Source organism: Paraburkholderia jirisanensis, assembly GCF_054782355.1.
Genome location: NZ_BAAGSQ010000033.1, coordinates 916,511 through 941,586, shown reverse-complemented (window position 1 = coordinate 941,586; position 25,076 = coordinate 916,511). Strand labels below are relative to the sequence as shown.

The following is a 25,076-nucleotide window of genomic DNA, read 5'->3' as shown; positions in this document are numbered from 1 at the left end:
GATGGCGTGAAGCTGAAGTGTACGGAATTTGCATCGCTGTCGGCGGTGTGATGTAAGTCTTATAAAGCGAGATTGATGTTCGTGTGGGGCGCGGACTGATTACGCACTGCGAGTGCTGATGCGTTACTGCGATTCGGCATTCCAGTAGGGAAATACCCGCATGGCGCCGTATCCAATGGCATATCGACGCGGTGTACGCGTACTGGCGCGGCGCTGGGTCGGCTATTGGCGCCGCAGTTCGTGAGAAATTTTTTTGCGTTGAAAGTAAACATAAGTCTCGTATAATGAGAAAAAAGAGGATCACGGGTGAAGTGGCCCGGCGTACCTCAGTCCAGATCCGGAGACAAACCTTGCCGCAGACTTCCCCCGAAAGGCTTGGCGTAGAGGCTTTTGTGGACGCCCAGCCGCTTGCCCGCTACCACGGCCGCGTGTTCGTGCTGTGCGCGCTATGCCTGATGTTCGATGGCTTCGACGCGCAGGCGATGGGCTACGTCGCGCCGGCCTTGCGCGACTCGCTGCAGCTGTCCGCTGCGAGCCTCGGGCCGGTGTTCAGCGCGAGCCTGTTCGGCATGCTGCTCGGCGCGCTCGGGCTCGGCATGCTGGCCGATCGCGTCGGCCGGCGGCCGGTGCTGGTCGGCGCGCTGGCGTTCTGCGGGGTGCTGATGTATGCGACGGCTGGCGCGCATACGGTTGGCCAGCTGCTCGCCGCGCGTTTCGTTACCGGTCTTGGGCTCGGCACGCTGCTGCCTACTGCGCTCGCAGTCACGACGGAATTCAGTCCCGCGCGGCAGCGCTCGAACATCGTGATGCTGATGTCGCTCGGCTTCGTGTGCGGCGCGGCGGGCGGCGGCACGATCGCGTCGTGGGTGGTGCCGCAGTTCGGCTGGCAGACCGTCTTCACGCTGGCGGGAGGCGCGTCGCTGCTCGGTGCGCTGGCGCTGCTGCTGTGGCTGCCGGAATCGATCCAGTTCGTCGCGGCGCATGAGGCGGCGCCGTATCCGCGTACGCTGCGCATCGCCCGTGGGCTGTCGCGCAATCCGCAGCTTGCGCCGGTGGTGTGGTTCAGTGAGCGTGCAGGGCGCGATGCGACACCCACGTCCGCGCCGCGCTGGACCATCCTGTTTCGCCACGGCTTCGCGCCGGCCACGCTGCTGCTGTGGCTGCTGAATTTCGCGAATCTGCTCGACCTGTACTTTCTGTCGAACTGGCTTCCTACCTTGCTCAAGCAGGCGGGTCTACCGCTCAAGACCGCGCTGATCGCGAGCGCCGTGCTGCAGTCGGGCGGTATTCCGGCCACCGTGCTGCTCGGCTGGCTGACGCGGCGCGCCGCGGTCGCGCGCGTGCTGCTGATCAACTTCATGGTCGGCGCGCTGGCGATGGCGGGCATCGGCCTCGCCGTGCACGCCGGTTCGGCGCTGCTGTTCGCGGCGATCTTCGTCGCGGGATTCTGTGTGGTGGGCGGGCAATCCGGGGTGAATGCGCTGGGCGCGCAGTGCTATCCGGCCGCGATCCGCAGCACCGGCATGGGCTGGGCATCCGGCATCGGGCGCTTTGGGTCGGTGGCGGGGCCGCTGGTGGGAAGCGCGTTGCTGTCGCTGCAGGCGGGCGTGCCGCCGGTGTTCTTCGGTGCCGCCACGGCGGGTGCGCTGGCCGCGTTAGCCGTGCTGCTGCTCGGTGTCGGGACGCTGGCCGCGCGCGGTAGTGAAGCGGCCGCCATGAACGCCGACGTGAGTGGCCCGGGCGCGTCCGGCACATCCGACGCCGCCAGCGCTACCCAGCCATGAGCCGAACTTTCGACGCCCCCGCGCCGCCCGTCGGCTGAACCACGCGCCGCCGTCGCGCCGTTGCTGTCACGCCGTTCCCTGCATCACGGGGCGCAGCTTCGTGTGCGCCACGCGCTTCGCTTTCCGTTTGACCTTTCCGCCAGTCCACTTCGACCCACGCCAGCAAAAATGAAAAAGTCTCTCAGCCTCGCCGTGCTCGCCGGCACGCTTTCGTCACCGCTGCTATCGGCTTCGCTGTACGCGCAAAGCAGCGTGACGCTGTACGGCACGATCGACAACGGCCTCAGCTATATCAACAACTCGGGCGGCAAGTCGCTGGTCAGCGCGACGACCAACAACGTGCAGGGCAGCCGCTGGGGCCTGCTCGGTTCCGAAGATCTGGGCGGCGGCATGCGCGCCGTGTTCCAGCTCGAGGACGGCTTCAACGCACTGAACGGCACCGTCACCCAGGGCAATACCTTCTTCGGCCGCCAGGCTTACGTGGGGATCGCGAGCCCGTACGGCCGCGTGACGCTCGGACGGCAGTACGACTCGGTCGGCGACTTCGTCGGCAAGTTCGGCATCGCGTCGCAGTGGGCGGGGGATCGCGGCAACCACCCCGGCGACCTCGACAACCTGCACGGCACCAACCGCACCAACAACTCGATCAAATACGAGAGCGTCAAATACGCGGGCTTCTCGTTCGGCGGCATGTACAGCTTCGGCGGCGTGCCGGGGCAGTTCGAGCGCAACCGGATCTGGTCGGTGGGCGCGGGCTACAACCGGGGGCCGCTCGCGCTCGGCATCGGCTACCTGAATATTCGCGATCCGAACTTCTCGTTTTTCGGCGATACGCAGACCGGCAGCACCACCGCGTCGAACATGACCAACCTGACGTATTCCGGCTATGCGTCCGCGCAGAGCCAGAAGATTTTCGCGGCGGGCGGCCAGTATTCGTTCGGGCCGGTGAAGATCGCGGCGATCTACTCGAACATCCAGTTCGACGATCTCGGCGCGCAGCCGGGTATCCCGAACATCTACCGACGCGGCCAGAGCGCGAGCTTCCACGACGTGGAGCTGAACGCGCTCTGGTTCGTGACGCCGGCCTTCGTGCTGGAGGCGGGCTACAACTATACGAAGGGCGGCGAGCTCAACGATTCGCTGTACAACCAGTATTCGTTCGGCGCCGACTACATCCTGTCCAAGCGCACCGACCTGTATCTGACCACGCTATGGCAGCACGCGGCCGGCACCGATTCGACCGGTCATGCGGCGCGCGCGGACATTACCGGGCTCACGGCGTCGACGACGCAGAACCAGGTCGAGGTCAACATCGGCATACGGCACCGGTTCTGATCAACGGGTTTTGGTCATCTTATTTGTCACATTGCGAGATTGATGGATGAGCAAGGGAAATTAGAAAAAACCCTATGTTTAAGGCATGTTCCACGCGATGACGCCATTCTGTAAGTTTATAAATTCCCACATTGTCGGATTTTATTATAAAATCCTGCTGAAACGAATTCCTGGAGAGAGACGATGAACACGATCGCCCGGCCCGAAGCCGCGGCCGCCCATAGCGACCCGGCAATCGAGCAACGCCTGCGCGAGCAGGTCGCCGCCTGCACGCTGATGCTCAACGAACTCGGCATTCTCGGCTACAGCGGCCACGTCAGCGCGCGTCTGCCGGGCGAGCGCGGCTTTCTGATCCAGTCGTTCGATCAGAGCCGCGCGGCGCTGACGCCCGAAGTGCTGCTGGTCTGCGATTACGATGGCCGCATGCTGTCCGGGCCGGCCGGGCAGCGTCCGCCAGCCGAAGTGTTTCTGCACGGCGAGATCCTGCGCGCGCGGCCCGATGTCAATGCGGTCGCGCATTTCCATCACGACCGCACCACCGTATTCACGCTCGCCGACGGCCCGCAACTGATGCCGATCAAGAACCACGCGGTGCGCTGGGCGTCGGGCATTCCGGTGCACGCCAATCCGAGCCACGTGAACAGCGCGGAGCGCGGCCGCGCGCTTGCGCAGACGCTCGGCGTGCATCACGCGGCGCTGATTCGCGCGCATGGCCAGGTGGTGGTGGCCGAGAGCGTGCCGGGCGTGCTGATCGACTGCGTGCACTTCGTCGAGAACGCGGTGGCGATGTACGACGCCGCGCTCCTCGGCCGGCTGCTGCCGCTCACCGACGAAGAGATCGCGCTGTTCGAGCAGGACCTGAAGCGCGACAAGCACATCGCCAAGCTGTGGATCTACTACGTCGGCCGGGCTCGCGCGCTGGGCCTGTTGCAACCGCAATGGAGCCTGTGAATGCGCGACACGACGCTCGAGCCGCGCATGATCCGCGTGGCGCAACTGGTCGACGAACAGCGCATCGGGCGCTTTCTGATCGGCATCATGGTGCTCGGTTTTCTATGCCAGATCGGCGATGGTTACGATCTGGCGGCCGCCGCGTATGCCGCGGTCGGCATCGCGCGCGACTGGCATATCGAGCGCTCGATGCTCGCACCGGTGTTCAGTGCGAGTCTGTTCGGCATGATGTTCGGCGCGCCGATCTTCGGCTTCGTCGGCGACCGTTTCGGCCGGCGCATCGCGATCATTCTGTGCGCGACGATGTGCGGCGTGTTCTCGCTGGCTACTGCCGGTGCGCATTCGCTGGTCACGCTCGCGATGCTGCGCTTTTGCACCGGCATTGGTCTCGGCGGCCTGCCGGCCAACACGATCGCGCTGATGGCCGAATACGCGCCGGCGCGCGCCCGCGCGATGCTGATCACGCTGATGTTCATGGGCATCACGCTGGGCGGCACGGTGCCGGCGGTGGTCGCGGCGCTCGCGCCGCAGGCGTCGTGGCATCTGCTGTTTATCGTCGGCGGGGTGCTGCCGATCGTCGCTGCGCTGGTGAATCTGCTGTGGCTGCCGGAGTCGATGAAGTTTCTGGCGGTGCGCGATCCGGCCAGTCCGAAACTGGTCGAACTCGCCCGCCGGATGCGCCCCGAACTAACGATTCCCGAGCGCTCGAACTTCGTGATCGCGCATCAGCTCGAACAGCGCTTTACGCTGCGGCTGCTGTTTGCCGGCAAGCTGCGCTGGATCACGCCGCTGGTCTGGACGCTGATGATCACCAACCTGATGACCAACTTCTTCCTGAACAGCTGGATGCCGACGCTGCTGCATAGCGCCGGGCTGTCGCCGTCGCAGGCGGCGCTCACGGCGTCGATGTATTACTTCGGTGGGGTCGTGGGCGGGCTGGCGGTGGCCTATGCGCTCGACCGCGGCGGGCTGGGCATCGTTGCGGTGTTCATGCTGCTGGCGTGCCCGGCGGTGGCGTGGCTCGGTGTGCAAAGCTCGGCGCCGGTGATGCTGAAGTTCGCGGTGTTTCTGGTCGGCATCACGGTGCTCGGCAATCAGCTGGGGATGAACTCGGTGGTCGGCCTGAGCTATCCAACCGCGATTCGCGCGAACGGCACGGGCTGGGCGCTCGGTGTCGGGCGGGTGGGGGCGATCGTCGGGCCGCTGATCGGTGGGCAGTTGATCCATATGCAGCTGCCGTTGCGCGTGCTGTTTTGCGCGCCGCTGGTGCCGCTCGCGGTCGGCGCAGTCGCTGCGCTGATCTTGCGGCCGCTGGCGCGTGACCGCTTTACGCCGAAGGGACGGGCGCAAGAGCGTCATGCGGGCGATGATGGGCATGCCGGCGCGGAGTCGATTCCGCATTGAGGCGCAGTGCGCGCCCTGGTCTGGTCTCGGATTTAATCTTCATGCCAAAGCTATAGGGCATTAATTAATCAATATGCTGCCCTCATGGTCGGCGGCAGTTGTCATATTTCACTGCAAGAACTGGTAGGTATTTCGCGCAGACGAATTGCTAATATGAATTGGCTTTACCGCGATGACACATATATTGCGATCGTCGCAGGCTTCATTTCGCCACTTCATTCAATTCGGAGTTGAAAATGGAAACTGCTGCCGTTTCATGGGGAACCACCTCCCCGTACATCCGTGTCTACACTGCCAATGGCAACAAGATCACCGAGCGCTGCTACGATGGAAAGGGCTGGTACACGGGCGCTTTCAGCCAGGCCGGCGACAATGTCTCCGCAACATGCTGGCTGGTTGGAAGCACGATTCACATCCGCGTTTATGCAACTGCCGGTACGACGACCACCGAGTGGTGCTGGGATGGCGAAGGCTGGAACAGGGGCGCCTACAGCGGCGCATAACTGCATGCCGGCGTAATGCGGAGCAATTCAAGCGGAGCAATTCAGGCAGAGCGATTCAGGCGGGGTAATTAAAATTCCGTATGCTAATCCGGCGCAATACGAATTCGTTATTTGTTATTCGCTATTCGTATTGCGTCGAATTTTTCCGCGTTTGCTTCAAGTCCCAGCGCCGCGCGAAATCGCGTTATTGACGATCCCCGCACAGAACGTCACGCGTTCCGCGATGCGCGCAATCTCGTCGGTTTTCATCGATGCCTTGCCGAGCGTGATGCTCAGGCTGCCCACTACCGTTCCCTCGCCGTCGAACACCGGCGCCGCGATGCCGGTCACGCCCGGTGTCACCTGGCCTTCGCTCGCATCCCAGCCGCGCTGGCGGATCTGCGCGAGCGCCGCGCGCACCTGCGCGAGCGAGGTGCCGAGCCCGGCTTCGCCGAACTCCGTGCCGCGCTCCGCATAAAGCCGCGAAATCGCCCGCGTATGCATATGCGCGAGGATGATGCGCGAGGCCGCGCCCATCAGCAGCGGCCGGTCGCGGCCGCGCTCGTAGCCGCTGCTGAACGACGGGCTCGACCCTTCCTGATGCACGCACAGCACCTTGTCGCGATAGCGGCGGCACAGCAGCACCACGCCGGGCACCGCGCGCGCGAGCTCGGCCATGATCGGAATGCTCGCGACGATCAGCGGGTCTTGCGTGCGCATCTTGTAGTCGAGCTCGGCGACGCGCGGCCCGAGCGTATAGCCGAGATCGGATAGCGACGTGATCAGGCCCGCTTCGGACAGGATCTTCACGTAGCGATACAGCGTGGAGCGGGTGAGCTTCAGTGCGTCGAGCATCTGGTCGAAGGTGAGGCCGCTGCTGCTGGCTTCGATCAGATCCAGCACGGAGATCATTCTTTCGAGACTGCTTTGCGAGTTTGCTTCTGGCATGCCCGTGGGTTCATTCGGGAGGGCGGCGCGCGGCGACCGGCGGGCCTGTTGCGTCGAGCGCGGAACGGGCGGCCAACCAGAGGCACGCTCATCCCGCAGTGTTGGATTACGTCACGAGCCGGTTGGCGGCCATTGTACCCCGACTATTCCGCGGCAGACGCGCGCTGTTGCGCCGCAGCGTCCCGCTGGCCTGCGTTACGGGCTTGCGGCTTCGCGCTGCGCGGCGCTGCCCGGGCGGCCATTCTGTATTGACCGGTTACGGCTGGCGGCAAGAATTCCATCAATTCTCTAACAATCAAAAATCCCATAATAAGCGAAAAGTGTTTTATACTGGCCCAAGCAGCATTGAACATCGAACATCGAACCCCACAGGTGGCGAGGAGTCTTGAATGGGCAGGGACGTGCAGTACATCATCGACGACAAGGAGCGTAAGGTCTTCAAGCTGAATCGCGAGGTTCACGTGTCCGAAGATCTGCTCCGTCAGGAAATCGACAAGATTTTTTCAAAATGCTGGATTTATGTCGGCCATGGCTCGGAAATCCGCAATAACGGCGATTTCGTCACGCGTCGCGTCGCGGGGCGCCCGGTGATCTTCTGCCGCGACGGCAAGGGTAACGTGCAGTGCCTGTTCAACACGTGCCGCCATCGCGGCGCCACGGTTTGCACCGAGCGGGCCGGCAACGCGCGGCGCTTTTTCTGCGTGTATCACGGCTGGAGCTACGGCAACGACGGCTCGCTCGCGCGCATTCCGGGCGACGACGCGTACGACGCGTGCTTCGACAAGACCGAATACGCGCTCAAGCGTCCGGCGCGCCTCGAGTCGTATCGCGACCTGTGGTTCATGTGCCTCGACGCGGATGCGCCGTCGCTGGTCGACTATCTCGGCGCCGCGGTGACCGACTACATCGATCTGGTATTCGAGCAGTCGCCGTCGGGCACGCTCGAAGTGCTCACCGGCTCGCAGGAATACACGGTCGAAGCGAACTGGAAGCTGATGGTCGAAAACAGCGTCGACGACTATCACCTGCCCACCACGCATTCGACGTGGCTGAACTTCATGAAGAACTCCGGCGTCGACATCGAGCCGCCGAAGGAAGCGGGCCTCGTGCTGCCGACCAAAGGCTATGCGATCGATCTCGGCAACGGCCATTTCACGACCGACAACGTGAACTTCCGCGGCCGCCCGGTGGCGCGCTGGATCCCGCTGTACGGCGCGGATGCGAAGGAAGAAATCGAGGCGATCCGCCGCGAGCTGGTCGAACGGCTCGGCGAAGAACGTGCCGCGCGGGTTGCCGATACGAACCGCAATCTGGTGATCTTCCCGAATCTGGTGATCAACGACGGCTCGTCGGTGACGATCCGCACGTTCTTTCCGGAAGGGCCGACGCGCATGCAGGTCACCGCGTGGGCCGCGGGGCCGGTCGAAGAGACCGAATCGGCGCGCGCGCGCCGGCTCGATGCATTCCTGACCTTCTACGGCCCGGGCGGTTTCGCGACGCCCGACGACGTCGAAGCGCTCGAACTGGTGCAGCAGGGGCTTGCCAACTGGCAGAACGACCCGTGGTCGGAAATGTCGCGCGGCATGGGCAAGCCCGACAGCGAACAGCTCAATAGCGACGAGCACCATCTGCGCACCTTCTGGCGCCGCTGGAACGAAATGATCACGGAGGCGAAGTGATGACGAACGCGGTTCTCTCGCGGCCGCCGCTCGCGCGCGCCGAGGTCGAAGATTTTCTGTTCACCGAGGCCGATCTGCTCGACAACTGGCAGCTCGACGAATGGCTGCAACTGCTGACCGACGATGCGCAGTATCTGGTGCCGTCGAACGACGCGCCGCATGCGCACCATCGCAGCGCGCTGTTCACGATTGCCGACGACGCCGAACGGATTCGCCAGCGCGTGATTCGCGTGAAGGATCCGAACTGTCACGCGGAGTTTCCGAAGTCGCGCACGCGCCGGCTTTTGAGCAATGTGCGGATCGTCGAGCAGAATGACGAGACGCTGACCGCCACCGCGAATTTCGTCTGCTACCGCTATCGGCGCTATGAGCGGATTCGCGAATACGTCGGCCAGTATCGCTATGTGCTGGCGCGCCGTGCCGATGCCGCGCATGGACTCTTGATCCGCGAACGGCGGGTGCTGCTCGACGCGCACGAACTGGGTTCGCTGGGCTCGGTCAGCTTCATTCTTTGATCAACGGAATATCGACATGATGAACAGAGACTCGCTATTTAACGAACTGGTCGCGGCCAACCGCATCCTCGCCAACGAAGGCGTGGTCGACGCATTCGGCCACGTCAGCGTGCGCGATCCGGAAAACCCGCAGCGCTACATTATGTCGCGCGCGCGGCCGCCGGAGCTGATCGAGCGCAGCGACATCATGACCTTCGAACTGGACGGCGCGCCGGTCGATGCATCGATCGGCAAACCGTATCTCGAGCGGCACATTCACGGCGCGCTGTATGAAGCGAGGCCGGACGTGCATGCGGTCGTGCACAGCCATAGCCGCAGCGTGGTGCCGTTTACGGTGAGCAGCGCACGGCTGCGTCCGATCGTGCACAGCTGCGCGACGATCGGCTGCCACGTGCCGGTGTGGGATGCGCAAACCACCTTCGGCGACACCAATCTGCTGATCGGCGACATGAAGATGGGCCGCGATTTCGCGGGCGTGCTGGGTGGCAATACCAGTGGACTGATGCGCGGCCACGGCTCGACGGTGGTCGGCGAATCGCTGCGCGCGGTGGTGTACACCGCCGTGTATCTGGAAGTGAACGCGCAATTGCAGATGAATGCGATGCGGCTCGGAGACGTGACCTTCCTCACGCAAGGCGAGGTCGACAAGATCACGTCGCGGCTGCGCGATGCAAAACCCGGCGAAGGCTACGACCGTGGCTGGGAATACTGGTGTCATCGCGCGGGGATCGAGTTCCAGCCGGTGTCCTGAGCGGCGTTGCGTCGTTGCGTCGGCGGCCACGCGGTGGCTGCCGATGTCGCGGCGGTTGCCACCGTCGTCACCGTCGTCACCGTTGTCAAAGTTGCCAGATCGCTGACCCGCGCCATCGCGCGCGGGGAGGGCATCGCTTTGTCGTTCAAAAGAATCAAGCCGAATACCCAAGCCATGTCGGACTTTCAGATACACCTGCAAGACGGCCGCAGCTTCACCTGCAGCGCACACGACACGTTGACCCGCGCCGGCCTGCGCGCGGGCCTTGCGATGCCGTACGAATGCAACGCGGGCGGTTGCGGCACGTGCCGTTACGAACTGCTGGAAGGCGAGGTCGACGATCTATATCCGGCCGCGCCCGCGCTGACCGAACGCGATCGTCGCAAGGGCCGGCGGCTCGGATGCCAGTCGGTGCCGCGTTCCGATCTGACGGTGCGCGTGCAACTCGACGCGCAGCCGTCACCCGCGCCGGCGCCGCGCCGCGTGCTCGCATCGCTGGTGGCGATGGCCGACATCACGCACGACATCCGCGAGTTTCGCTTCAGGCTGGCTGAGCCGTTGCGGTTTTTACCGGGCCAGTATGCGTTGATCGAAATCGCCGGCGTGGGCCGCGCGCGAGCTTATTCAATGTCGAACATCGCGATGTCCAACATCGCAACCCGGCCCGACGCATGCGGCGACGAGTGGCATTTCCAGATCCGCCGCGTGCCGGAAGGCCGCGCCACCGCGGTGCTGTTCGATCGTTTCGGGCCCGGCATGCAGGTCGTGCTCGATGGTCCTTACGGCAACGCGTATTTGCGCGAGGACGCGGCGCGCGACATCGTCTGCGTGGCGGGCGGCTCGGGGCTTTCGCCGATGCTGTCGATCGCGCGCGGTGCAGCTGCGTCATCGATGCTGGCCGGCCGGCGTGTGCGCTTTTTCATGGGCGGCCGCACCCAGGCCGATATCGGCGGCGAGCGCGAATTGCGCGCGCTGCCCGGCTTTAACGACACGATCACGTTTCATCCGGCCGTGTCTGTGCCCGAACCCCACCACGCGTGGAGCGGCGCGACCGGCTTCGTGCATGACGTTGCGCTCGCAACCATCGAGGCCGCGCCCGCTGAGCATGAATGGTATTTCGCCGGCCCGCCGCCGATGGTCGCCGCTGTCGAGGCACGTCTGCGCGAAGCCGGCGTGCCGCAGCAGCAACTGCATTTCGACCGTTATTTCTAACCCGCTGCAGTGCGCCGGACGAAAGGCGCGTGAGCGTTCGCGACTGAGCCTGGGTCGCGAGACTCGCTACACGCCCGACACCCGCGGCGCGCGACACGCACCGACTTCGCGAGGTCAAATCATGAGCCCCACCTTAACCCGCGTCTGCAGCATCGCCGATGTGCCGCCCGACTCGATTCGCCGCTTCGACGTCGAAGGCCACGCGATCGCCGTCTACAACCTCGACGGCACCTTCTACGCCACCGACGACGCCTGCACGCACGGCATGTCGAGCCTGTCCGAAGGCGAACTGGACGGCGACATCGTCGAATGCAGCCTGCATCTGGGCGCATTTCACATTCCGACCGGCAAGCCCGCCGGCGCGCCCTGTTCGATTCCGCTGAAGACGTACCGCACCGAAGTGAGCGGCGACGACGTCAGCATCGAATGGAGCGCAAGTACGCCGAAAAACGGCGACCCGCAATGGGTGCCGGTGCAGATGCGTTAGGCCTCGCGTGCGCACGGAGCGGCTTGCGTGAGCATGAAAGGTTTTCATCTTCGCGGCACTTACCCGCGAAATAACTGTTGAGCTTTCGAAAAGGAACCGACACATGCAACAATCAGAGGACACCGTCATCGCGAAACCGGCCAGGGCCGACTATGCGCGCATCGCGACCGAAGAAGCATTCGCGCCGCCCGAGATGCTGAAGATCTACCGTCAGATTCTCGACGGCCCGGATCCGGACCCGGGCTTTGTCAGTCTGCTGGGTTTCTATATGAGCAGCCCGAGCGCGCGGGCGCGGCACATCATCGAGTGTCTGACCGATCTCGGCGAGCAGCGTCTGCGGCATATGGACGAAGCGGGCATCGACCGGCAGATCATCGCGTTGACGTCGCCGGGCGTGCAGGTGATGGACAAGGACACCGCTGTACCGTTTGCGCAGCTCGCCAACGATCAGCTGGCAGATGCAGTACGTAAGCATCCGACGCGCTTCTCGGGGATGGTGGCGATCGCGCCGCAAGACCCGGCCGCGGCGGCGAAGGAAATTGAACGCGGCGTGCAGAAGCTGGGCTTGACGGGCGTGATCGTCAACTCGCATACGCACGGCGAATATCTGTCGGACCCGAAGTTCTGGGAGATTTTCGAAGCGGCGCAAGCCAACGACACACCGATTTACCTGCATCCGAACACACCGCCGCGCAACATGATCCAGCCGTTTCTCGAATGCGGTCTCGACGGCGCGATCTACGGCTTCGGCGTGGAGACCGGTTTGCATGCGTTGCGGCTGATCACGGCCGGCGTGTTCGACCGCTTTCCGAAGCTGCAGATCGTGCTCGGCCATATGGGCGAGGCGCTGCCGTTCTGGGCGTATCGGCTCGACTATATGCATCGCGCGACGGTGGTGTCGAAGCGCTACGCGAGCATGCAGCCGATCGAACGCAAGCCGAGCGAGTATCTACGCGACAACTTTTACATCACGACCAGCGGCTTCGCGTCGGAACCGGCCATCAGGTTTACGCAGGACATGATGGGCATGGAACGCGTGATGTATGCGATGGATTATCCGTATCAACACGCCGTCGAAGAGGTGACCATGCTCGACCGTATGTCGATCAGTGCAGCAGACAAGAAGCGTTTCTTCCAGACCAACGCGGAAACAGCGTTCCGCCTGAAATGACCCGTACTGCCGAACTCGCGGCGCTGCCGCAACACAAGCCCGCTACGGCGGCCGCAGCCCATTCGCAGCCCGACGGGCTCGAGTCGCCGCGCCGCCAGTGGGCGGTGTTCGCGGTGCTGCTCGGCGTGTTCCTCGCGAATCTGGATGGGGCGATCGCCAACATCGCGGTGCCGGTGATCGCGCGTGAGTTCGGCAGCAGTGCATCGCAGGCGATCTGGATCGTCAACGCATATCAGCTTGCGATGGCGGTGGCGGTGTTGCCGCTCGCTGCATGTGGCGAACGGTTCGGCTTCAAGCGGGTTTATCTCGGTGGTGTGACGCTGTTCACGCTCGCCTCTCTTGCGTGCGCGGCGGCGCCCACGCTGCCGGTGCTGATTGGCGCGCGGCTCGCGCAGGGCGTGGGCGGCGCGTGCCTCGGCGCGTTGACGCCCGGGTTGCTGCGCACTGCGTATCCGCAAAAGATGATCGGCCACGGTCTCGCGCTGCTTGCGCTGACCGTGGCGATTTCCGCATCGCTGGGTCCGAGCGCGGCTGCCGCGATCTTGCACGTGGCCGACTGGCGCTGGCTGTTCGGCGTGAATATTCCGGTAGGCATCGCGGTGTTCGTGGCCGCGGGTCTTGCGGTGCCGGGGCGCAAAGGCGTGGCGCGGCCGTTCGACGTGACGGGCGCGCTGCTCAGCGGCGCGGCGCTGACCTTGCTGATTCTCGGTGTCGGCGAGCTTGGCGAGCACGCGGACCACACGCCGGCCGTGCTCGAAATGATCTCGGCAGCGCTGCTGTTTGCGCTGCTGTTCGTGCATCAGAAGCGCGCGGCCGCGCCGCTGGTGCCGGTCGATCTGTTGCGTCTGCCGGTGTTTTCGCTATCGATGCTGACGTCGATCTGCTCATATGCGGCACAGACGCTCGCGCTGATTTCGCTGCCGTTTTTATTGCAGCATCAATTCGCGCGCAATGTGACGATGGCCGGCTTGCTGATCACGCCGTGGCCGCTCGTGATCGTGTTTATCGCGCCGCTGGCCGGGCGGCTGTCGGACCGCTATCCGGCGGGCGTGCTGTGCTCGGTGGGCCTCGCGCTGATGGCGCTCGGCCTTGGCTTGACGGCTGCTCTGCCGATCACGGCCAGCAATCTGGAAATCGCGTGGCGCACGGCGCTGTGTGGTATCGGTTTCGGCTTTTTTCAGACGCCGAACAACCGCTTGCTGCTGACCTCCGGGCCGCGCGAGCGCAGCGGCGCAGCGGGCGGCATGATGACGATCGCGCGGCTGATCGGCATGACGCTCGGCGCGGCGGTGGCGGTGCTGCTGTTCGGTATCAGCGCGGAACACGGCGGCGTATTGGCGCTGGTGGCGGGTGCGGTGTTCGCGGCCGGCGGCGCGCTGGCGAGCGTGCTGCGGCTGGTTTGACGCGGGTTCTGCTGCAGCGGCGCCTTGATGGCGGATCGGGGCCGCACTGCGCGACCCGATCTCACCGATGTCAGATGACGACGCTCAGAACAGGTGGTCGATACCCACCGTGAACGCGGTCTGGCTCGACGAGCCGGTCGGGTTCAGCGTGGTCACGACCGGGTGCTTGAACGACGTGTAGTCGCCTTCCGCATACAGCGTGGTGCGCTTGGACAGCGAATACGCGAGCGACATCACCGTCATGCCGCGGCGCGCGGCCTTGTCGGTCGACACGTTGGTCTGGTAGTAGCCGCCGCGCGCCACCAGCACCGACGTGATGTCCCACGCAAAGCCGCCGAAGCCGTTGTTGGTCACCGTATGCGGCGTGCCGGGGCCTTGCTGGTCTTCGGACATGAAGCCGCCCGAGAAACGCACCGGTCCGATCGCATAGCTTGCGCCGACCATGTAGTAGGTATCGCCGACAAAGCCGGTGCCTGCCGCCACGCTGCGATGCCCGTACAGCCCGCCGATGCCGATCGGCCCGCTCGCATAGTTCAGGCCTACCGCGCGGGTCGCGCCGCTGGCGAAGTCGCCCGCCACGCCGCCGAACGAATTGTCGGCCTCGACCAGCACCGGGCCGAAATTGCCCTTGTACTTCACATCGTTGTTGTTGCGCGTGCCGTCGGAGGCGACCGTCAGCGGGATGATCGGCGTGAAGTGAAAGCCGTACGGATCATAGAAGCTGATGATGTCGTGCGCGATCGTGTACTGGCGGCCCAGATCGAGCTCGCCGTACTTCTTGTTGCCGAGGCCGACGAACGCCTGCCGGTTGAATTCGGTGTTGGTCGTGTTGTCGAACTGGCCGTTCGACAGGTTGAAGCCGCCTTCGAGCAGGAAGTGCGCATTCCAGCCGCCGCCCAGGTCTTCACGGGCGCGAAAGTCGAGCTTGTTCGAACTGTAGAAGCCGTTCGAATTCATCGTCGTGACCGAACCGCCGCCCTTTGCGGCATTGGTTTGCTGACGAATCCCGCCGTCCACCGTGCCGTACAGCTGCACGCTCGATTGCGCGTAAGCCGGCAGTGCGGCCAGAAAGCCTGCCGCTGCGGCGGTGCCCAGTGCAACACGGTTTAATGCCCTGCTTTTCACAACACGTCCCCCTCTAGTTAATATTGGTGCCGGTTCGGCGGGCGATGATTGGCCCCCGTCCGCATGACTTCATGCGGTGGTCTCGATCCGCCGGAAGATTGGTATGACTAAATAAGTCTTATGTTGGAACCGCTGTAAATCGATTCGTGACTGCGGTTCCGGTGTCGGTGTCTCGCTTTTGTATTCGCATCCGGCGGCGGCTGGCGCCGCGCGCCGGATGTCGGTTCGGTGATTCTTCGGTGATTCGTTCCGTACGTTTACTTCGCTTGCTGTGTCGAACCGGTTACAGCGGCCGGTTCAGTCAATCGGGTCGAGTCGGTTTTCAGCTGCCTGTGGCGCCGTTGGGCGGCTGCTTGAGTACGCCGATCGGTGCGTCATGCGGCCTGAAGCCGGTTTTCAGCTCCTGGCGCAGCTTTACGCGGTCGAGCGCCTTTTCCCAGTTCGCCACGACGATCGTCGCGACGCTGTTGCCGACGATATTGGTGAACACGAACGCGCTCGACAGGGCCCGGTGAATGCCGAGAATCAGCGCGATCGATTCGACCGGAATCGTGTTCGAGGCCGCGAGCGTCGCCGCCAGCACGGCGATGGCCGCGCCGGATACGCCTGCTGCCCCCTTCGAAGTCAGCAGCAGCACCAGCAGCAGCACCACCTGTTCATGCCAGCCCATCGGCGTATTGGTGGCCTGCGCGAGGAACACCGCAGCCGCCGCGAAGTAGAGGCACGTACCGTCGTGGTTGAACGTGTACGCAGTAGGCAGCACCAGCCCGACCACCGACTTGTCGCAGCCCAGGCGCTCGAGCTTGTCGATCAGCTGCGGAAACACCGTCTCCGACGAACTGGTGCCGAGCACCAGCAGCAGTTCCGCGCCGATGTAACGCATCAGGCGCAGCAGGCTGAAACCGCTTGCCTTCGCGATCGGCCACAGGATCAGCGCGATGAAGAGGGCGCAGGTCAGGTAGAACTCGATAATCAGCTTGCCGAGCGACAGCAGCGTGCCGAAGCCGAACTTGCTGACCGTGTACGCAATCGCGCCGAATGCCGCGATCGGCGCGATCTTCATGGTCAAGCCGATCACCCAGAACAGCGACCCCGACACCGCGTCGATCACGTTCAGCATCGGCTGGGCGCGCTCGCCGATCGCCGCGAGGCCGAAGGCGAACAGCACCGAGAAGAACAGCACCTGCAGCACGTCGCCGCCGGTAAACGCGCTGATCGCCGTGTGCGGAATCACGTTCAGCAGAAACTCGCTGGCGGTGACCGCGTGCTGCGCTTTCGCGACATATGCATCGACCGCGGCCGAGTGCACGCTGTGCATGTCGACGTTCATGCCGACGCCGGGCTTCAGCACGTTGATCACGACGAGGCCGAGCACCAGCGCGAGCGACGTGACCACCTCGAAGTAAAACAGCGCCTTGATCGCGACGCGGCCGACCTTCTTGAAGTCGGCGACCCCGGCGATGCCGCTCACCACCGTGCAAAAGATGATCGGGCCGATCAGCATCTGGATGATGCGGATAAACGCGTCGCCAAGCGGGGCCAGGTTGATACCGAACTTCGGAAAGAAGTAGCCGCACGCGACGCCCAGCGCCATGCCGGCAAAGACCTGGAACGACAGGTCCCGGTAGAACGGCTGACGCCCGCGCGGTTTCGCGGTGGCTTTGCCGGGCATGCTCATGGTGTCTCCTTCGAAAACTGCGGCGAATCCGGGGTTTCGCTCAAAACGGATAAAACGGCCCGCGCGGGCGGGCCCGGTGCGGCGGGTTCGACGTTAGTGCGCAGCGTCGCCGAGAATCGCGACGCAATCGGCCAGCACTTCGTCGACGCTGAGCTTGCGCGGCAGCAGCTTCTGCTCTTCGCAGAACGCGAGCGTCTCGGCGAGCGGCGCGCGCAGCGCGTCGATGCCGAACGGCAGGCGGTCCGGCTTGCCGGCGTTTTCCGGCGCGCCGGCAGCGGCTTCCTTGCCACGGCGCAGCAGGTCGTACACGGCGCGCACGGCTTGCGGATGACGCTCGGCGAGTTCCTTCTTCACCACCACCACGTGATTGATCGGAACGTAGCCATGGACTCCGAACCACGCGCGGTCGGCGGCGGCCGGATCGTCGATCAGCGTGACGAGCCCGGGTTCGTCGGGCAGGTCGTTGCCGAGAATCGCGGCGTCGAGTTCGCCGTCGCGCAGCATCTGCAGCAGCTGCTGGCCGGCTTGCGCGCGGCGCACGAACGACGGTTCCTGATATTCCTCGAGGTGCGCGCCTTCGAAAGTCACCCAGTCGATCTGCTCGAGCGGGACGCCGTAGGTTTGCCCGAGAATCGCGCGCACCCACATGCCGGTGGTCTGCGAGTACGCACGCACGCCGACTTTCTTGCCGGCGAGATTGTCCACCGTCAGCTTGCCGCGTTGCGCATTATAAATAATGCAGCCCTGCTGGAAGCGCGCGGCGACCACCGCCGGCAACAGCACCACCGGTTTGTCGTACGCCTTCGCCTGCAGATAGGTGACGATCGCCATTTCGCTGACGTCGTAGGCCTGCTTGCGGGCCATCGGCGCAAACGCGCGGTGAATCGGCTCGACGTCCGCGAATTCCAGTTCGACGGCGGGGTCGGTCAGTTCGCCGGCTTTCAGTGCGCGCGTGTGAGCGTAGCTCTTCAACGCGGCGGTGAGACGCACGGGCTTCGTATCGGCGGTCATGATTGCGTTCCTTGCTGGATGTCCGTTCGCTGTGGTTGCGTCAGTACCGGCCGCTCAGGCTGCGAGCATCGGATACAGCGTGCGGGCGGTGCCGCCGAAAATCGCCTGCTGTGCGTCGGCCGGCAGCATCGCGAGACTTTCGCGCGCATCGGTCAGTAGTTGCGGCAGCGCGCCTTCGGCAGCCGGGAAATTCGAGCCCCATGCGATGCGATGCGCGCCGAACGCGTCGAGCACCTTCGGGAAGAACGCTGCGGGTGTCGACGCGCCGCGCGCGGCTTCGGCGATCGTGCGGTTGGTCAGCTTCAGATACACGCCTTGATGCGATGCCAGGCTGAACAGCGGCGCAGCGGCTTCGTACGGCGGGCCGCCGGCCAGTTCCGGGCGCGCGAGGTGATCGAGCAGCACGCGGATATCCGGGAAGCGCGACAGCATGTTCAGCAGCGCCGGGATGCCTTGCGCGGTCATTTGCAGGCAGATCGACACGTTATGCTTCTGCGCGTATTCCCACACCGGGAACGAACGCTCGTCGTCGAGCCAGCCGGCCTGGCCGGGCATCGTGCTGCCGGTGGTGAACAGGCGCAGACCCGACAGGCCTGCGTCGAGCCAGCGCTGCAGCTGCGACACCGCGTCGGCGGCCAGCACGTCGATCGAGAACACGCCGGCGAAGCGATCCTTGTGCGTGCGCACGGCCTCGACCACATAACTATTGTCGTTGCCGTACACCGTCGACGCCTGCACGACCACCGCGCGGTCGATGCCCGCTTCGTCCATGGCAGCCAGCAGCTGCTCGAAGCTGACCGGGCGCTTCGCCGACCATTCGGACTGGTGACCGCCGACCGGAGCGAGCGGATAGCGCTGTTTATCCGGGGAAATTGCGTGGGTATGGGTGTCGATGACAACGGACATGAACAAACTCCTGACTGAAGACTTTTGGATCGAATGGCCGTCACTTTAAGCGTGACTATGCAAAAACGTTCAATATGTAGTACGCCGCTGGCCATAAATTCTGGTTAATCTACGGGTTTTCTCCAGGGTGCCAGGCCGAGTACCGATCGGCCCATAGAGGGGACAAAATGGAAGACGAACTGACCCGCCTGCGCAGGCTTTTTCTATTCGATGCGGTATGCGAAGCCGGCGGCATCGGCATGGCCGCGGGGCTTGCCAACCGTACGCAGCCGGCGGTGAGCCTCGCGATCGCCAAGCTCGAGGCGAGCTTCGGCGGCGCGTTGTTCGAGCGCGGCTACGGCGGCAGCGAACTGACCCCCGAAGGGCTGATCCTGCAGCGGCGCGTGCGGCGCATGCTCGAACAGATGGAACGCGCAGTGGGTTTGCTGATCGGCGGCACGGCGCCGCCGGCCGCGACGGTCAGCAATATTTGCCGGCATCTGACCGACGCGCAGGTGCGCTGCCATGTCGCGATCGCACAGCGCGGCTCGGCGGCCGAAGCAGCACAGCATCTGGGTATTTCGCAGCCGGCCGTGCATCGCGCCGCACGCCAGCTCGAACAGACGGTGGGCGTCGCGCTGTACCGGCGGCGCGTGCACAGCGTGTCGGCGAATCCGGCGGGCATCGAGCTCGCACGGCGGCTAAGCCTTGCGTTGTACGAAATCGGCCAGGCGCGCGAAGACCTCGCCAATGCGCGCGGCCAACTCACCGGCAAGGTCGCGGTAGGTGTGCTGCCGATGGTGCCGCCGCGGCTGATTGCGCGCGCCATCCAGCAGCTGTTGCGCATCTACCCGGCGGCGAAGGTGACGGTCGACGAGGGCTCGCATGCGCGGCTCTATCGCGAACTGCGCTTCGGCACGATCGACGTGATGATCGGCGCGCTGCGCGAGCCGCGCCTCTCCGAATCGGTGGTCGAGCAGGAACTGTTCAACGACCCGTATGTGGTCGCGGTGCGCAAGGGCCATCGGCTGGTGGGCCAGCAGAACATTTCGGCGCGCGACCTCGCGGCGTTCGACTGGGTGGTGCCGCAGCGCAATGTGCCGCGGCGCGCGGCAGTCGACGCGATTCTCGCGCAACTCACCGCGAAGCCGCCGCTGGTGGTCGAGACCAGTTCGATGCCGATGATGCTGGCGATGCTGGTGGAAAGCGATTGCGTGACGCTGCTCGCGCGCTCGCAGATCCGCGACGCGTACCCGGGCAGCGAGATCGTCGCGCTGGACGTCGATACGCCCGAAGCGACCCGCACGGTCGGCTACACGATACGCAGCGACTGGCTCGGCACAGCGATGCAGCAGGCTTTTATCGAACAGCTGCGGCTCGAATGCGAAGCGCCGCGTTAGGAGGCAGGCGGCGAGCCTGAACCATGCGGATGCGCTGGCTTTCCGCTGGCGTGCGGACCACCGCACGATTGGATTGTCAGCTTGCTCAACATTGCTCAAACCCTCAACGGTTTTGTCTGATTATTGAAATCTGCGCGCGAGCGCTTTGCTAGATTTCTCCCAGTTGATGCAATCGGTTCCGCAATCGTTTGCCGGGTCCTGATCGGCCTGCGTGAGCAGCACGCGGTTCAGCCTGCTTCACGTTGCGCGCCCCCCTCCTGCCATCGCGCTGCGGCGCAGCTTGCGCCGTGCAGACTCACGACGGATTCAGCCATGCTCGTTACCTTTTACTTTCCCTACCTTTCGATGCTCGGTGCCGGCGCGGTGCCGTCGCCGGTGGTCGAATCGATTCGCACCGGCAACGTGCAGACCGCGGCGCTGCAGATGCAACGTCATCTGGGAGGCGACGATGAGGCGAGCGCCGCGCTGCTGCAGTTGCGCGGCGACCTGCAATTGTCGCTCGGCATGGAACTCGACGCGGATGAGTCGTATCGCGACGCGCTGAAGCGCATGCGCGACAGCAAGGATTCGCGCGATAACAAGGATCCGCGCGACGATCGCGACCAGATGCGCTTCGCGTCGTGCCGCAACGCCGGTTGGCAGGCGCTGTTCCGCAGCCGCCATGGCACGGCGATGTCGTGCTTCCTGCAGATCGTCGACCATTCGCATGCGCCGTTGGCGCAGCGCCTCGATGCATGGTTTGGCGTGTTCGGTGTGATGCTAGGCGTCGGCCGGCTGCGCGATGCCGACACGGTGCTCGATACGCTCGAAGACCTGCTCGACGAGAGCGCCTCGAGCGGCGCGCGGCTCGCGCATATGGACGGCTGGCAGCGCCTGTTGAGCACACTGCGCTTCGATATCGAAGCACAAGGCCGGCTGCGCTCGCGCGCCGAGCTGGCCGATCACATTCATTGGCAAACTGGCGCGGGCGACGCGGCCACGCTGCGCAGGCCATCCGCATTGCGCGTGTCGACCGGCGCGATCGCCGATCCGCTGCTGCGCGCGCGCCTCGATTTTCTGGCGCGGCTCGAGCGGGTTGCAGGCGGCGAGCGCGATGCGGGACACGCGCTGATGGCGCATACCGAATGGGCCGGCAAGCAGGGCATGTCCGCCTACCAGGGCGCAGCGCGGCTCGAGACGGTGCTCGCGAGTCTCGCCGGCGGCGCGATCGTGCTGGCCGAATCGATGCTGACGCTGCTGGGCGCGGAGACGCGTTTGCCGCAAAGCCAGCGCCAGCTCGAATATCTGTACTGCGTCGCCAGGCTGCGGCATCTGCAGGGCCGCGCGGCCGAATCGCTGGAGGTGTACACGCGTTATGCGCAGGCGGCGGTCAACTGCATTCGCGATGAGGCGGTCGCACTCGCGCGCTATGGCCAGCGTATCGCGCGCGCGCCGCAACAGCTCGACGATGTCGGTGCGCGGCTGCCGGCACGTTATCGGCGCGCGTATCGCTATCTGCTCGACAATCTGGAGCGCAAGGACCTGTCGATTCGCGAGATTTCCGCGCAGATCGGCGTGACCGAACGCGCGCTGCAAAGCGCGTTCAAGACGAGCCTCGGCTCGACGCCGACCGAAGTGATTCGCCGGCTGCGCATGGAGCGGATTCGCGCGGACCTTGAAGAAACCGATTCGGCTCGCGAACACGGCGTGCTTGCCACGGCTGTCAAATGGGGCGTCAGCAATCGCTCGACGCTGGTCAACGGGTATCGGCGGCAGTTCAACGAGTCGCCGTCGGACACGTTGAACCGGTAGCGGTGAACCGGTGGCCGCTGCGGTTTGCAGGGTACGCGTTGCGCCGTGCGCTTCGTTCAGACCTTCGCACGGCTAGTGGAACGTGCTCCACGCGAGCAACAACGAGAACATGCCCAGCACGACCGACGCGCCGCGTTGCACGTGGCCGGGCTTTAACCACTGCACGCGGCCGCTGCCGAGTGCGGCGCCAAAGGCGATCCACACCAGCCCGATCGGCACCAGCATCGCGCTGAACAGCGCGATGATCTGCAGATACACACGGGGTGCCGCGAAGGCGGCCGCCGGAAAGATCGTGCTGGCGAACAGCAAGGCCTTCGGGTTCAGCAAGGTGGCGACGAACAGCGTGCGCATGCCGACCGCGACCCGCGCCGCCGACGGCAACGCGACCGCCTCACGCCACATCCGCACCGCCAGCCACGCGATGTACAGAATGCTGGCGGTGCGCACGAACATCGGCAGCCAGCTGACGAAATGCGCGGTATGCGCGAGCAGATAACCCCATAGAGAAATCGACACCAGGTAGCCGGCCAGTTCGGCAGCCGTCAAACGTGCGGAACGTCTGACGCCCTGGCGCAACCCGGCGGCGGCGAGCAGCGTGTTGGTCGGACCGGGCATGATCAGCACCAGCACGGTGCCAAGCACAAACAGCGTGATAGTCGAAGTGGCAAGCATGGGTCATCGGCAATAGAAGGCAGCCTGCTTATTACCATACTTTCGTGACATGCTAAAAAAACGGCGCCCGTGCGTCGCGAGCGTGACAGGTGATGCCGTTTGAGTCGATTGCACGCCACGCCCATTCATATACGAAACCCTGTTTCATCACTGACATGACACATTGTCAAATAACAGATGGTTCGTTCGCGCATATGCGCACGTTTGTCGAATAGCGTCCGGAATTTCGGGTGCATGCGGCTGTTATCGTGAATAAGGTCAGCCGCAGGCAAATGCGTCAATTGAATTGATCGGCTGGTAAATGCCAATCCGCGCAGGCGGGCACAACGAATCTGGAGCACTCGTGGCACTTGGAGAACCGATTGACGCCAATCAGCTGCGCATAGTGAGCGAACGCGCGAGACTCTTTATCTACGCAACCGGCAAGCCGATCCGCCGCCTCGCACGCGACGTCGACGGCATCGGCCGTTTCGACGGGCCCGGGGCGCTGACGCCGCAGTTGCGTCTGACGCTGGCGGCACCGCCGCTGGTGCCGGCTTCGGCGGAAATTCTCGACGCTACCGTGCGCATTTGCGGCAGCAGACTGTTCGTGTTGCCTGGCCGCATGTTGCTCGATTCGATGGCACTGCTCGGACCGATTGCCGCAGCCGAAGCCTTTATCCTGATGATGGCGGATTCGCGGCTGACCACCGAGCTGAAGCTGCTCGGCGATGCATTCGTATCGGTGTTCGAGCGGCACCCGCGTATTTTTCTCGAGGGCACGCGGCGACTGCTTGGCACCTACGTAAGGGGAGCGGGCCTCGCGGACAGTGCCTGACGCATGGCAGCCGCGCAGCACCGCGGCGTGCGTACAGCCGCCGCCGGGGCGCCGCGCCCGCTCAGCGCGCTGCGATGCCTTGCGCGCCCGCCGGCAGGCCGGATACCGTCGTGACCGGCGTCAGGCTGCCATCGGTATTGACGCGAAAGCCGCTCAACGCGCCATTGCCTTCGCGCACGTACAGGAACTGGCTTTTCTTGCTGAGCGCGAGGTCGAAGGGGGCGCCCACCACCGCAGCCTGCGCGTCTTTTAGCCGGATCGTGCCGTCCATCGAGATGCGCAGGCTGCTGATCGTGCCGCTGCCCGCGTTGGCCGTGTAGGCATAGCGGCCGTCGCCGGTCGCAACGATCCAGCACGGTGCGAGCTGCGCGAGGCGAATCGAGCCGGTAATCGTGTCGAGCTTGTGCATGTCGTCGATCGCATACGACGACACCGCGTTCGACGCCGATTCGGCGAATAACGCATCGCCGTTTGCCAGCGTCGCGAATCCAAACGGCGCGACACCGAACGACGCATTGGGGATCGCCGCGGATGCGATGCCCAGCGGCCCGATGCGGTAACTATCGATCAACTGCGTGCCCTTTTCGCTGACCAGCAGTTCGTCGCCGTCGGCCGAGAAGCCGACCATCGCCGGTTGCGCGGATCTGCCGCCGGCCAGTGCGCGCGTCGAATCGGGCAGCGCAAGCAGATGCTGGTTGACGGGGTCGATAAAGAAGCCGCTGACATTCGGCGTGCCGCCCGCATTGACCACATACGCGACGAAGCCTTTGACCGCGACGCTAACCGGCATCTGGCCGCCGGAAGGCTTGCGATCCACCAGCACCAGCTTCGTGCCGCGCACGGCAAACATCGATACGTCGTTGCTGCCTGCGTTGACGGCGAACAGGAAGCCCGGGCCGAGCGTCAGCGAGCCTTGCGAACCGAGCGGATCGGCGCCGCTGCCGGCACCTTTGCCGCCGGTTGGATAACGACCGGCGAATGTCAGCGCGCCGTTTGCGGCGCGTGCGTAAACGAGTACGGCATTGCCGGCCGGCTGGTTGGTCAGCACGAATACGGCGCCTGGCGCATCGTCCTGCTGGGCCGTGCCGGCCGGGTCTTGTGCGTAGGCCGTGCCGGCTGCGACGCTGCATGCGGCGGCGATGGTGGCGACGATCAGTGAACGTAACGGAATAGTGTTCCGCATTGCTTTCTTCCTTGTCAGTGGTGATGCATCGGGGGGCTGTGACCGGCAAGCGCGGGATCGTGTTTGACGCGAGAGGTGCGGCATCGCGTTCGCCGATTTGGGCAGGTCGATTGTGTATGGAAGCGCCCGACAAAAAAATTGTGCATAGAGACGCAATGTTTACTCAAAAGGATAGGGACGATATGGCGGATGGATTGCACGCACGATGCGAACATAGAGGGATGCCGTGCTTGAGACGACAGGCATCCCGGCTATAAAAATGGAATAAGTAATTTGTTCGCGTATTGCTATGCGTTATGCGTTGCGAGGTAATTTATTCGGTTTAATACCGAGGCGAAATTCGCGAGCTGCGATGCGCGCAACGCGTTTTATCAACTCTTGATACAGTGACG

General features: G+C 64.3%; 22 protein-coding genes. 15 read left to right on the top strand and 7 right to left on the bottom strand.

The window, feature by feature from the left end; all coding sequences use genetic code 11:
* Window positions 1-350: 350 nt before the first annotated feature.
* The 5 genes from ACYVNQ_RS36225 to ACYVNQ_RS36205 all read left to right on the top strand — a co-directional run bounded on the left by ACYVNQ_RS36225 (window position 351) and on the right by ACYVNQ_RS36205 (window position 5,977).
* Entirely contained in the window at window positions 351-1,784 is a 1,434-nt protein-coding gene (locus ACYVNQ_RS36225) for an MFS transporter (protein ID WP_460910332.1), read from the top strand.
* A 168-nt stretch (window positions 1,785-1,952) separates the two neighbouring features.
* Complete coding sequence (locus tag ACYVNQ_RS36220; RefSeq protein WP_460910330.1) at window positions 1,953-3,119, top strand: porin; 1,167 nt, start codon at window positions 1,953-1,955, stop codon at window positions 3,117-3,119.
* Between the two features lie 183 nt (window positions 3,120-3,302).
* Complete coding sequence (locus ACYVNQ_RS36215; protein ID WP_460910328.1) at window positions 3,303-4,070, top strand: class II aldolase/adducin family protein; 768 nt, start codon at window positions 3,303-3,305, stop codon at window positions 4,068-4,070.
* A complete protein-coding gene (locus tag ACYVNQ_RS36210; RefSeq protein ID WP_460910326.1) occupies window positions 4,071-5,474 on the top strand; it encodes an MFS transporter in 1,404 nt (467 codons plus the stop codon).
* A 236-nt stretch (window positions 5,475-5,710) separates the two neighbouring features.
* Window positions 5,711-5,977, top strand: a complete 267-nt coding sequence (locus ACYVNQ_RS36205; protein WP_460910324.1) for a fucose-binding lectin — start codon at window positions 5,711-5,713, stop codon at window positions 5,975-5,977.
* 156 nt (window positions 5,978-6,133) lie between these two features.
* Here the strand turns inward: ACYVNQ_RS36205 and ACYVNQ_RS36200 are convergent, their stop codons facing one another.
* Window positions 6,134-6,904, bottom strand: coding sequence for an IclR family transcriptional regulator (locus tag ACYVNQ_RS36200; RefSeq protein ID WP_460910322.1), 771 nt, complete (start codon window positions 6,902-6,904; stop codon window positions 6,134-6,136).
* A gap of 389 nt (window positions 6,905-7,293) precedes the next feature.
* Between ACYVNQ_RS36200 and ACYVNQ_RS36195 the strand changes: the two genes are divergently transcribed.
* The 7 genes from ACYVNQ_RS36195 (at window position 7,294) to ACYVNQ_RS36165 (ending at window position 14,122) form a co-directional block, all read left to right on the top strand.
* A complete protein-coding gene (locus ACYVNQ_RS36195) occupies window positions 7,294-8,583 on the top strand; it encodes an aromatic ring-hydroxylating oxygenase subunit alpha (protein WP_460910320.1) in 1,290 nt (429 codons plus the stop codon).
* Window positions 8,583-9,098 (top strand): aromatic-ring-hydroxylating dioxygenase subunit beta, encoded by a 516-nt coding sequence (locus ACYVNQ_RS36190; RefSeq protein WP_460910318.1) that lies wholly within the window; start codon window positions 8,583-8,585, stop codon window positions 9,096-9,098. Before ACYVNQ_RS36195 ends, ACYVNQ_RS36190 begins: the two co-directional genes overlap by 1 nt.
* A gap of 16 nt (window positions 9,099-9,114) precedes the next feature.
* Window positions 9,115-9,849 carry a class II aldolase/adducin family protein gene (locus ACYVNQ_RS36185; protein ID WP_460910316.1) on the top strand — a complete coding sequence of 245 codons (735 nt, stop codon included), beginning with the start codon at window positions 9,115-9,117 and terminating at the stop codon, window positions 9,847-9,849.
* Window positions 9,850-10,023: 174 nt separating this feature from the next.
* Window positions 10,024-11,061, top strand: a complete 1,038-nt coding sequence (locus ACYVNQ_RS36180) for a 2Fe-2S iron-sulfur cluster-binding protein (protein ID WP_460910314.1) — start codon at window positions 10,024-10,026, stop codon at window positions 11,059-11,061.
* 121 nt (window positions 11,062-11,182) lie between these two features.
* The gene (locus ACYVNQ_RS36175; protein ID WP_460910312.1) at window positions 11,183-11,548 is read left to right on the top strand and encodes a non-heme iron oxygenase ferredoxin subunit; all 366 of its coding nucleotides are present in this window, start codon (window positions 11,183-11,185) and stop codon (window positions 11,546-11,548) included.
* Between the two features lie 103 nt (window positions 11,549-11,651).
* Complete coding sequence (locus ACYVNQ_RS36170; protein ID WP_460910310.1) at window positions 11,652-12,719, top strand: amidohydrolase family protein; 1,068 nt, start codon at window positions 11,652-11,654, stop codon at window positions 12,717-12,719.
* Window positions 12,716-14,122: an MFS transporter gene (locus tag ACYVNQ_RS36165; protein WP_460910308.1), complete on the top strand. Its 1,407-nt coding sequence runs from the start codon at window positions 12,716-12,718 to the stop codon at window positions 14,120-14,122. Before ACYVNQ_RS36170 ends, ACYVNQ_RS36165 begins: the two co-directional genes overlap by 4 nt.
* Window positions 14,123-14,206: 84 nt before the next feature.
* Here the strand turns inward: ACYVNQ_RS36165 and ACYVNQ_RS36160 are convergent, their stop codons facing one another.
* The 4 genes from ACYVNQ_RS36160 to ACYVNQ_RS36145 form a co-directional block, all read right to left on the bottom strand.
* Window positions 14,207-15,247, bottom strand: a complete 1,041-nt coding sequence (locus ACYVNQ_RS36160; RefSeq protein ID WP_460910306.1) for a porin — start codon at window positions 15,245-15,247, stop codon at window positions 14,207-14,209.
* Between the two features lie 322 nt (window positions 15,248-15,569).
* Window positions 15,570-16,925 carry a C4-dicarboxylate transporter DctA gene (gene dctA, locus ACYVNQ_RS36155; protein ID WP_460910304.1) on the bottom strand — a complete coding sequence of 452 codons (1,356 nt, stop codon included), beginning with the start codon at window positions 16,923-16,925 and terminating at the stop codon, window positions 15,570-15,572.
* A 93-nt stretch (window positions 16,926-17,018) separates the two neighbouring features.
* A complete protein-coding gene (locus ACYVNQ_RS36150) occupies window positions 17,019-17,936 on the bottom strand; it encodes a substrate-binding domain-containing protein (RefSeq protein ID WP_460910302.1) in 918 nt (305 codons plus the stop codon).
* A gap of 54 nt (window positions 17,937-17,990) precedes the next feature.
* Window positions 17,991-18,842 carry an amidohydrolase family protein gene (locus ACYVNQ_RS36145; protein WP_460910299.1) on the bottom strand — a complete coding sequence of 284 codons (852 nt, stop codon included), beginning with the start codon at window positions 18,840-18,842 and terminating at the stop codon, window positions 17,991-17,993.
* A 167-nt stretch (window positions 18,843-19,009) separates the two neighbouring features.
* Here ACYVNQ_RS36145 and ACYVNQ_RS36140 point away from each other — a divergent pair, with 167 nt between their 5' ends.
* Together ACYVNQ_RS36140 and ACYVNQ_RS36135 are read left to right on the top strand one after the other, a co-directional pair.
* Window positions 19,010-20,221: a LysR family transcriptional regulator gene (locus tag ACYVNQ_RS36140; RefSeq protein WP_460910297.1), complete on the top strand. Its 1,212-nt coding sequence runs from the start codon at window positions 19,010-19,012 to the stop codon at window positions 20,219-20,221.
* Between the two features lie 312 nt (window positions 20,222-20,533).
* Entirely contained in the window at window positions 20,534-22,012 is a 1,479-nt protein-coding gene (locus ACYVNQ_RS36135) for a helix-turn-helix transcriptional regulator (protein WP_460910295.1), read from the top strand.
* Between the two features lie 72 nt (window positions 22,013-22,084).
* Here the strand turns inward: ACYVNQ_RS36135 and ACYVNQ_RS36130 are convergent, their stop codons facing one another.
* Entirely contained in the window at window positions 22,085-22,684 is a 600-nt protein-coding gene (locus ACYVNQ_RS36130) for a LysE family translocator (protein WP_460910293.1), read from the bottom strand.
* A 343-nt stretch (window positions 22,685-23,027) separates the two neighbouring features.
* On the opposite strand from ACYVNQ_RS36130, the gene ACYVNQ_RS36125 reads away from it, so the two are divergent.
* The gene (locus ACYVNQ_RS36125; RefSeq protein WP_460910291.1) at window positions 23,028-23,501 is read left to right on the top strand and encodes a hypothetical protein; all 474 of its coding nucleotides are present in this window, start codon (window positions 23,028-23,030) and stop codon (window positions 23,499-23,501) included.
* Window positions 23,502-23,562: 61 nt separating this feature from the next.
* On the opposite strand, the gene ACYVNQ_RS36120 is transcribed toward ACYVNQ_RS36125, so the two are convergent.
* Complete coding sequence (locus tag ACYVNQ_RS36120; RefSeq protein WP_460910289.1) at window positions 23,563-24,684, bottom strand: lactonase family protein; 1,122 nt, start codon at window positions 24,682-24,684, stop codon at window positions 23,563-23,565.
* Window positions 24,685-25,076: the final 392 nt, after the last annotated feature.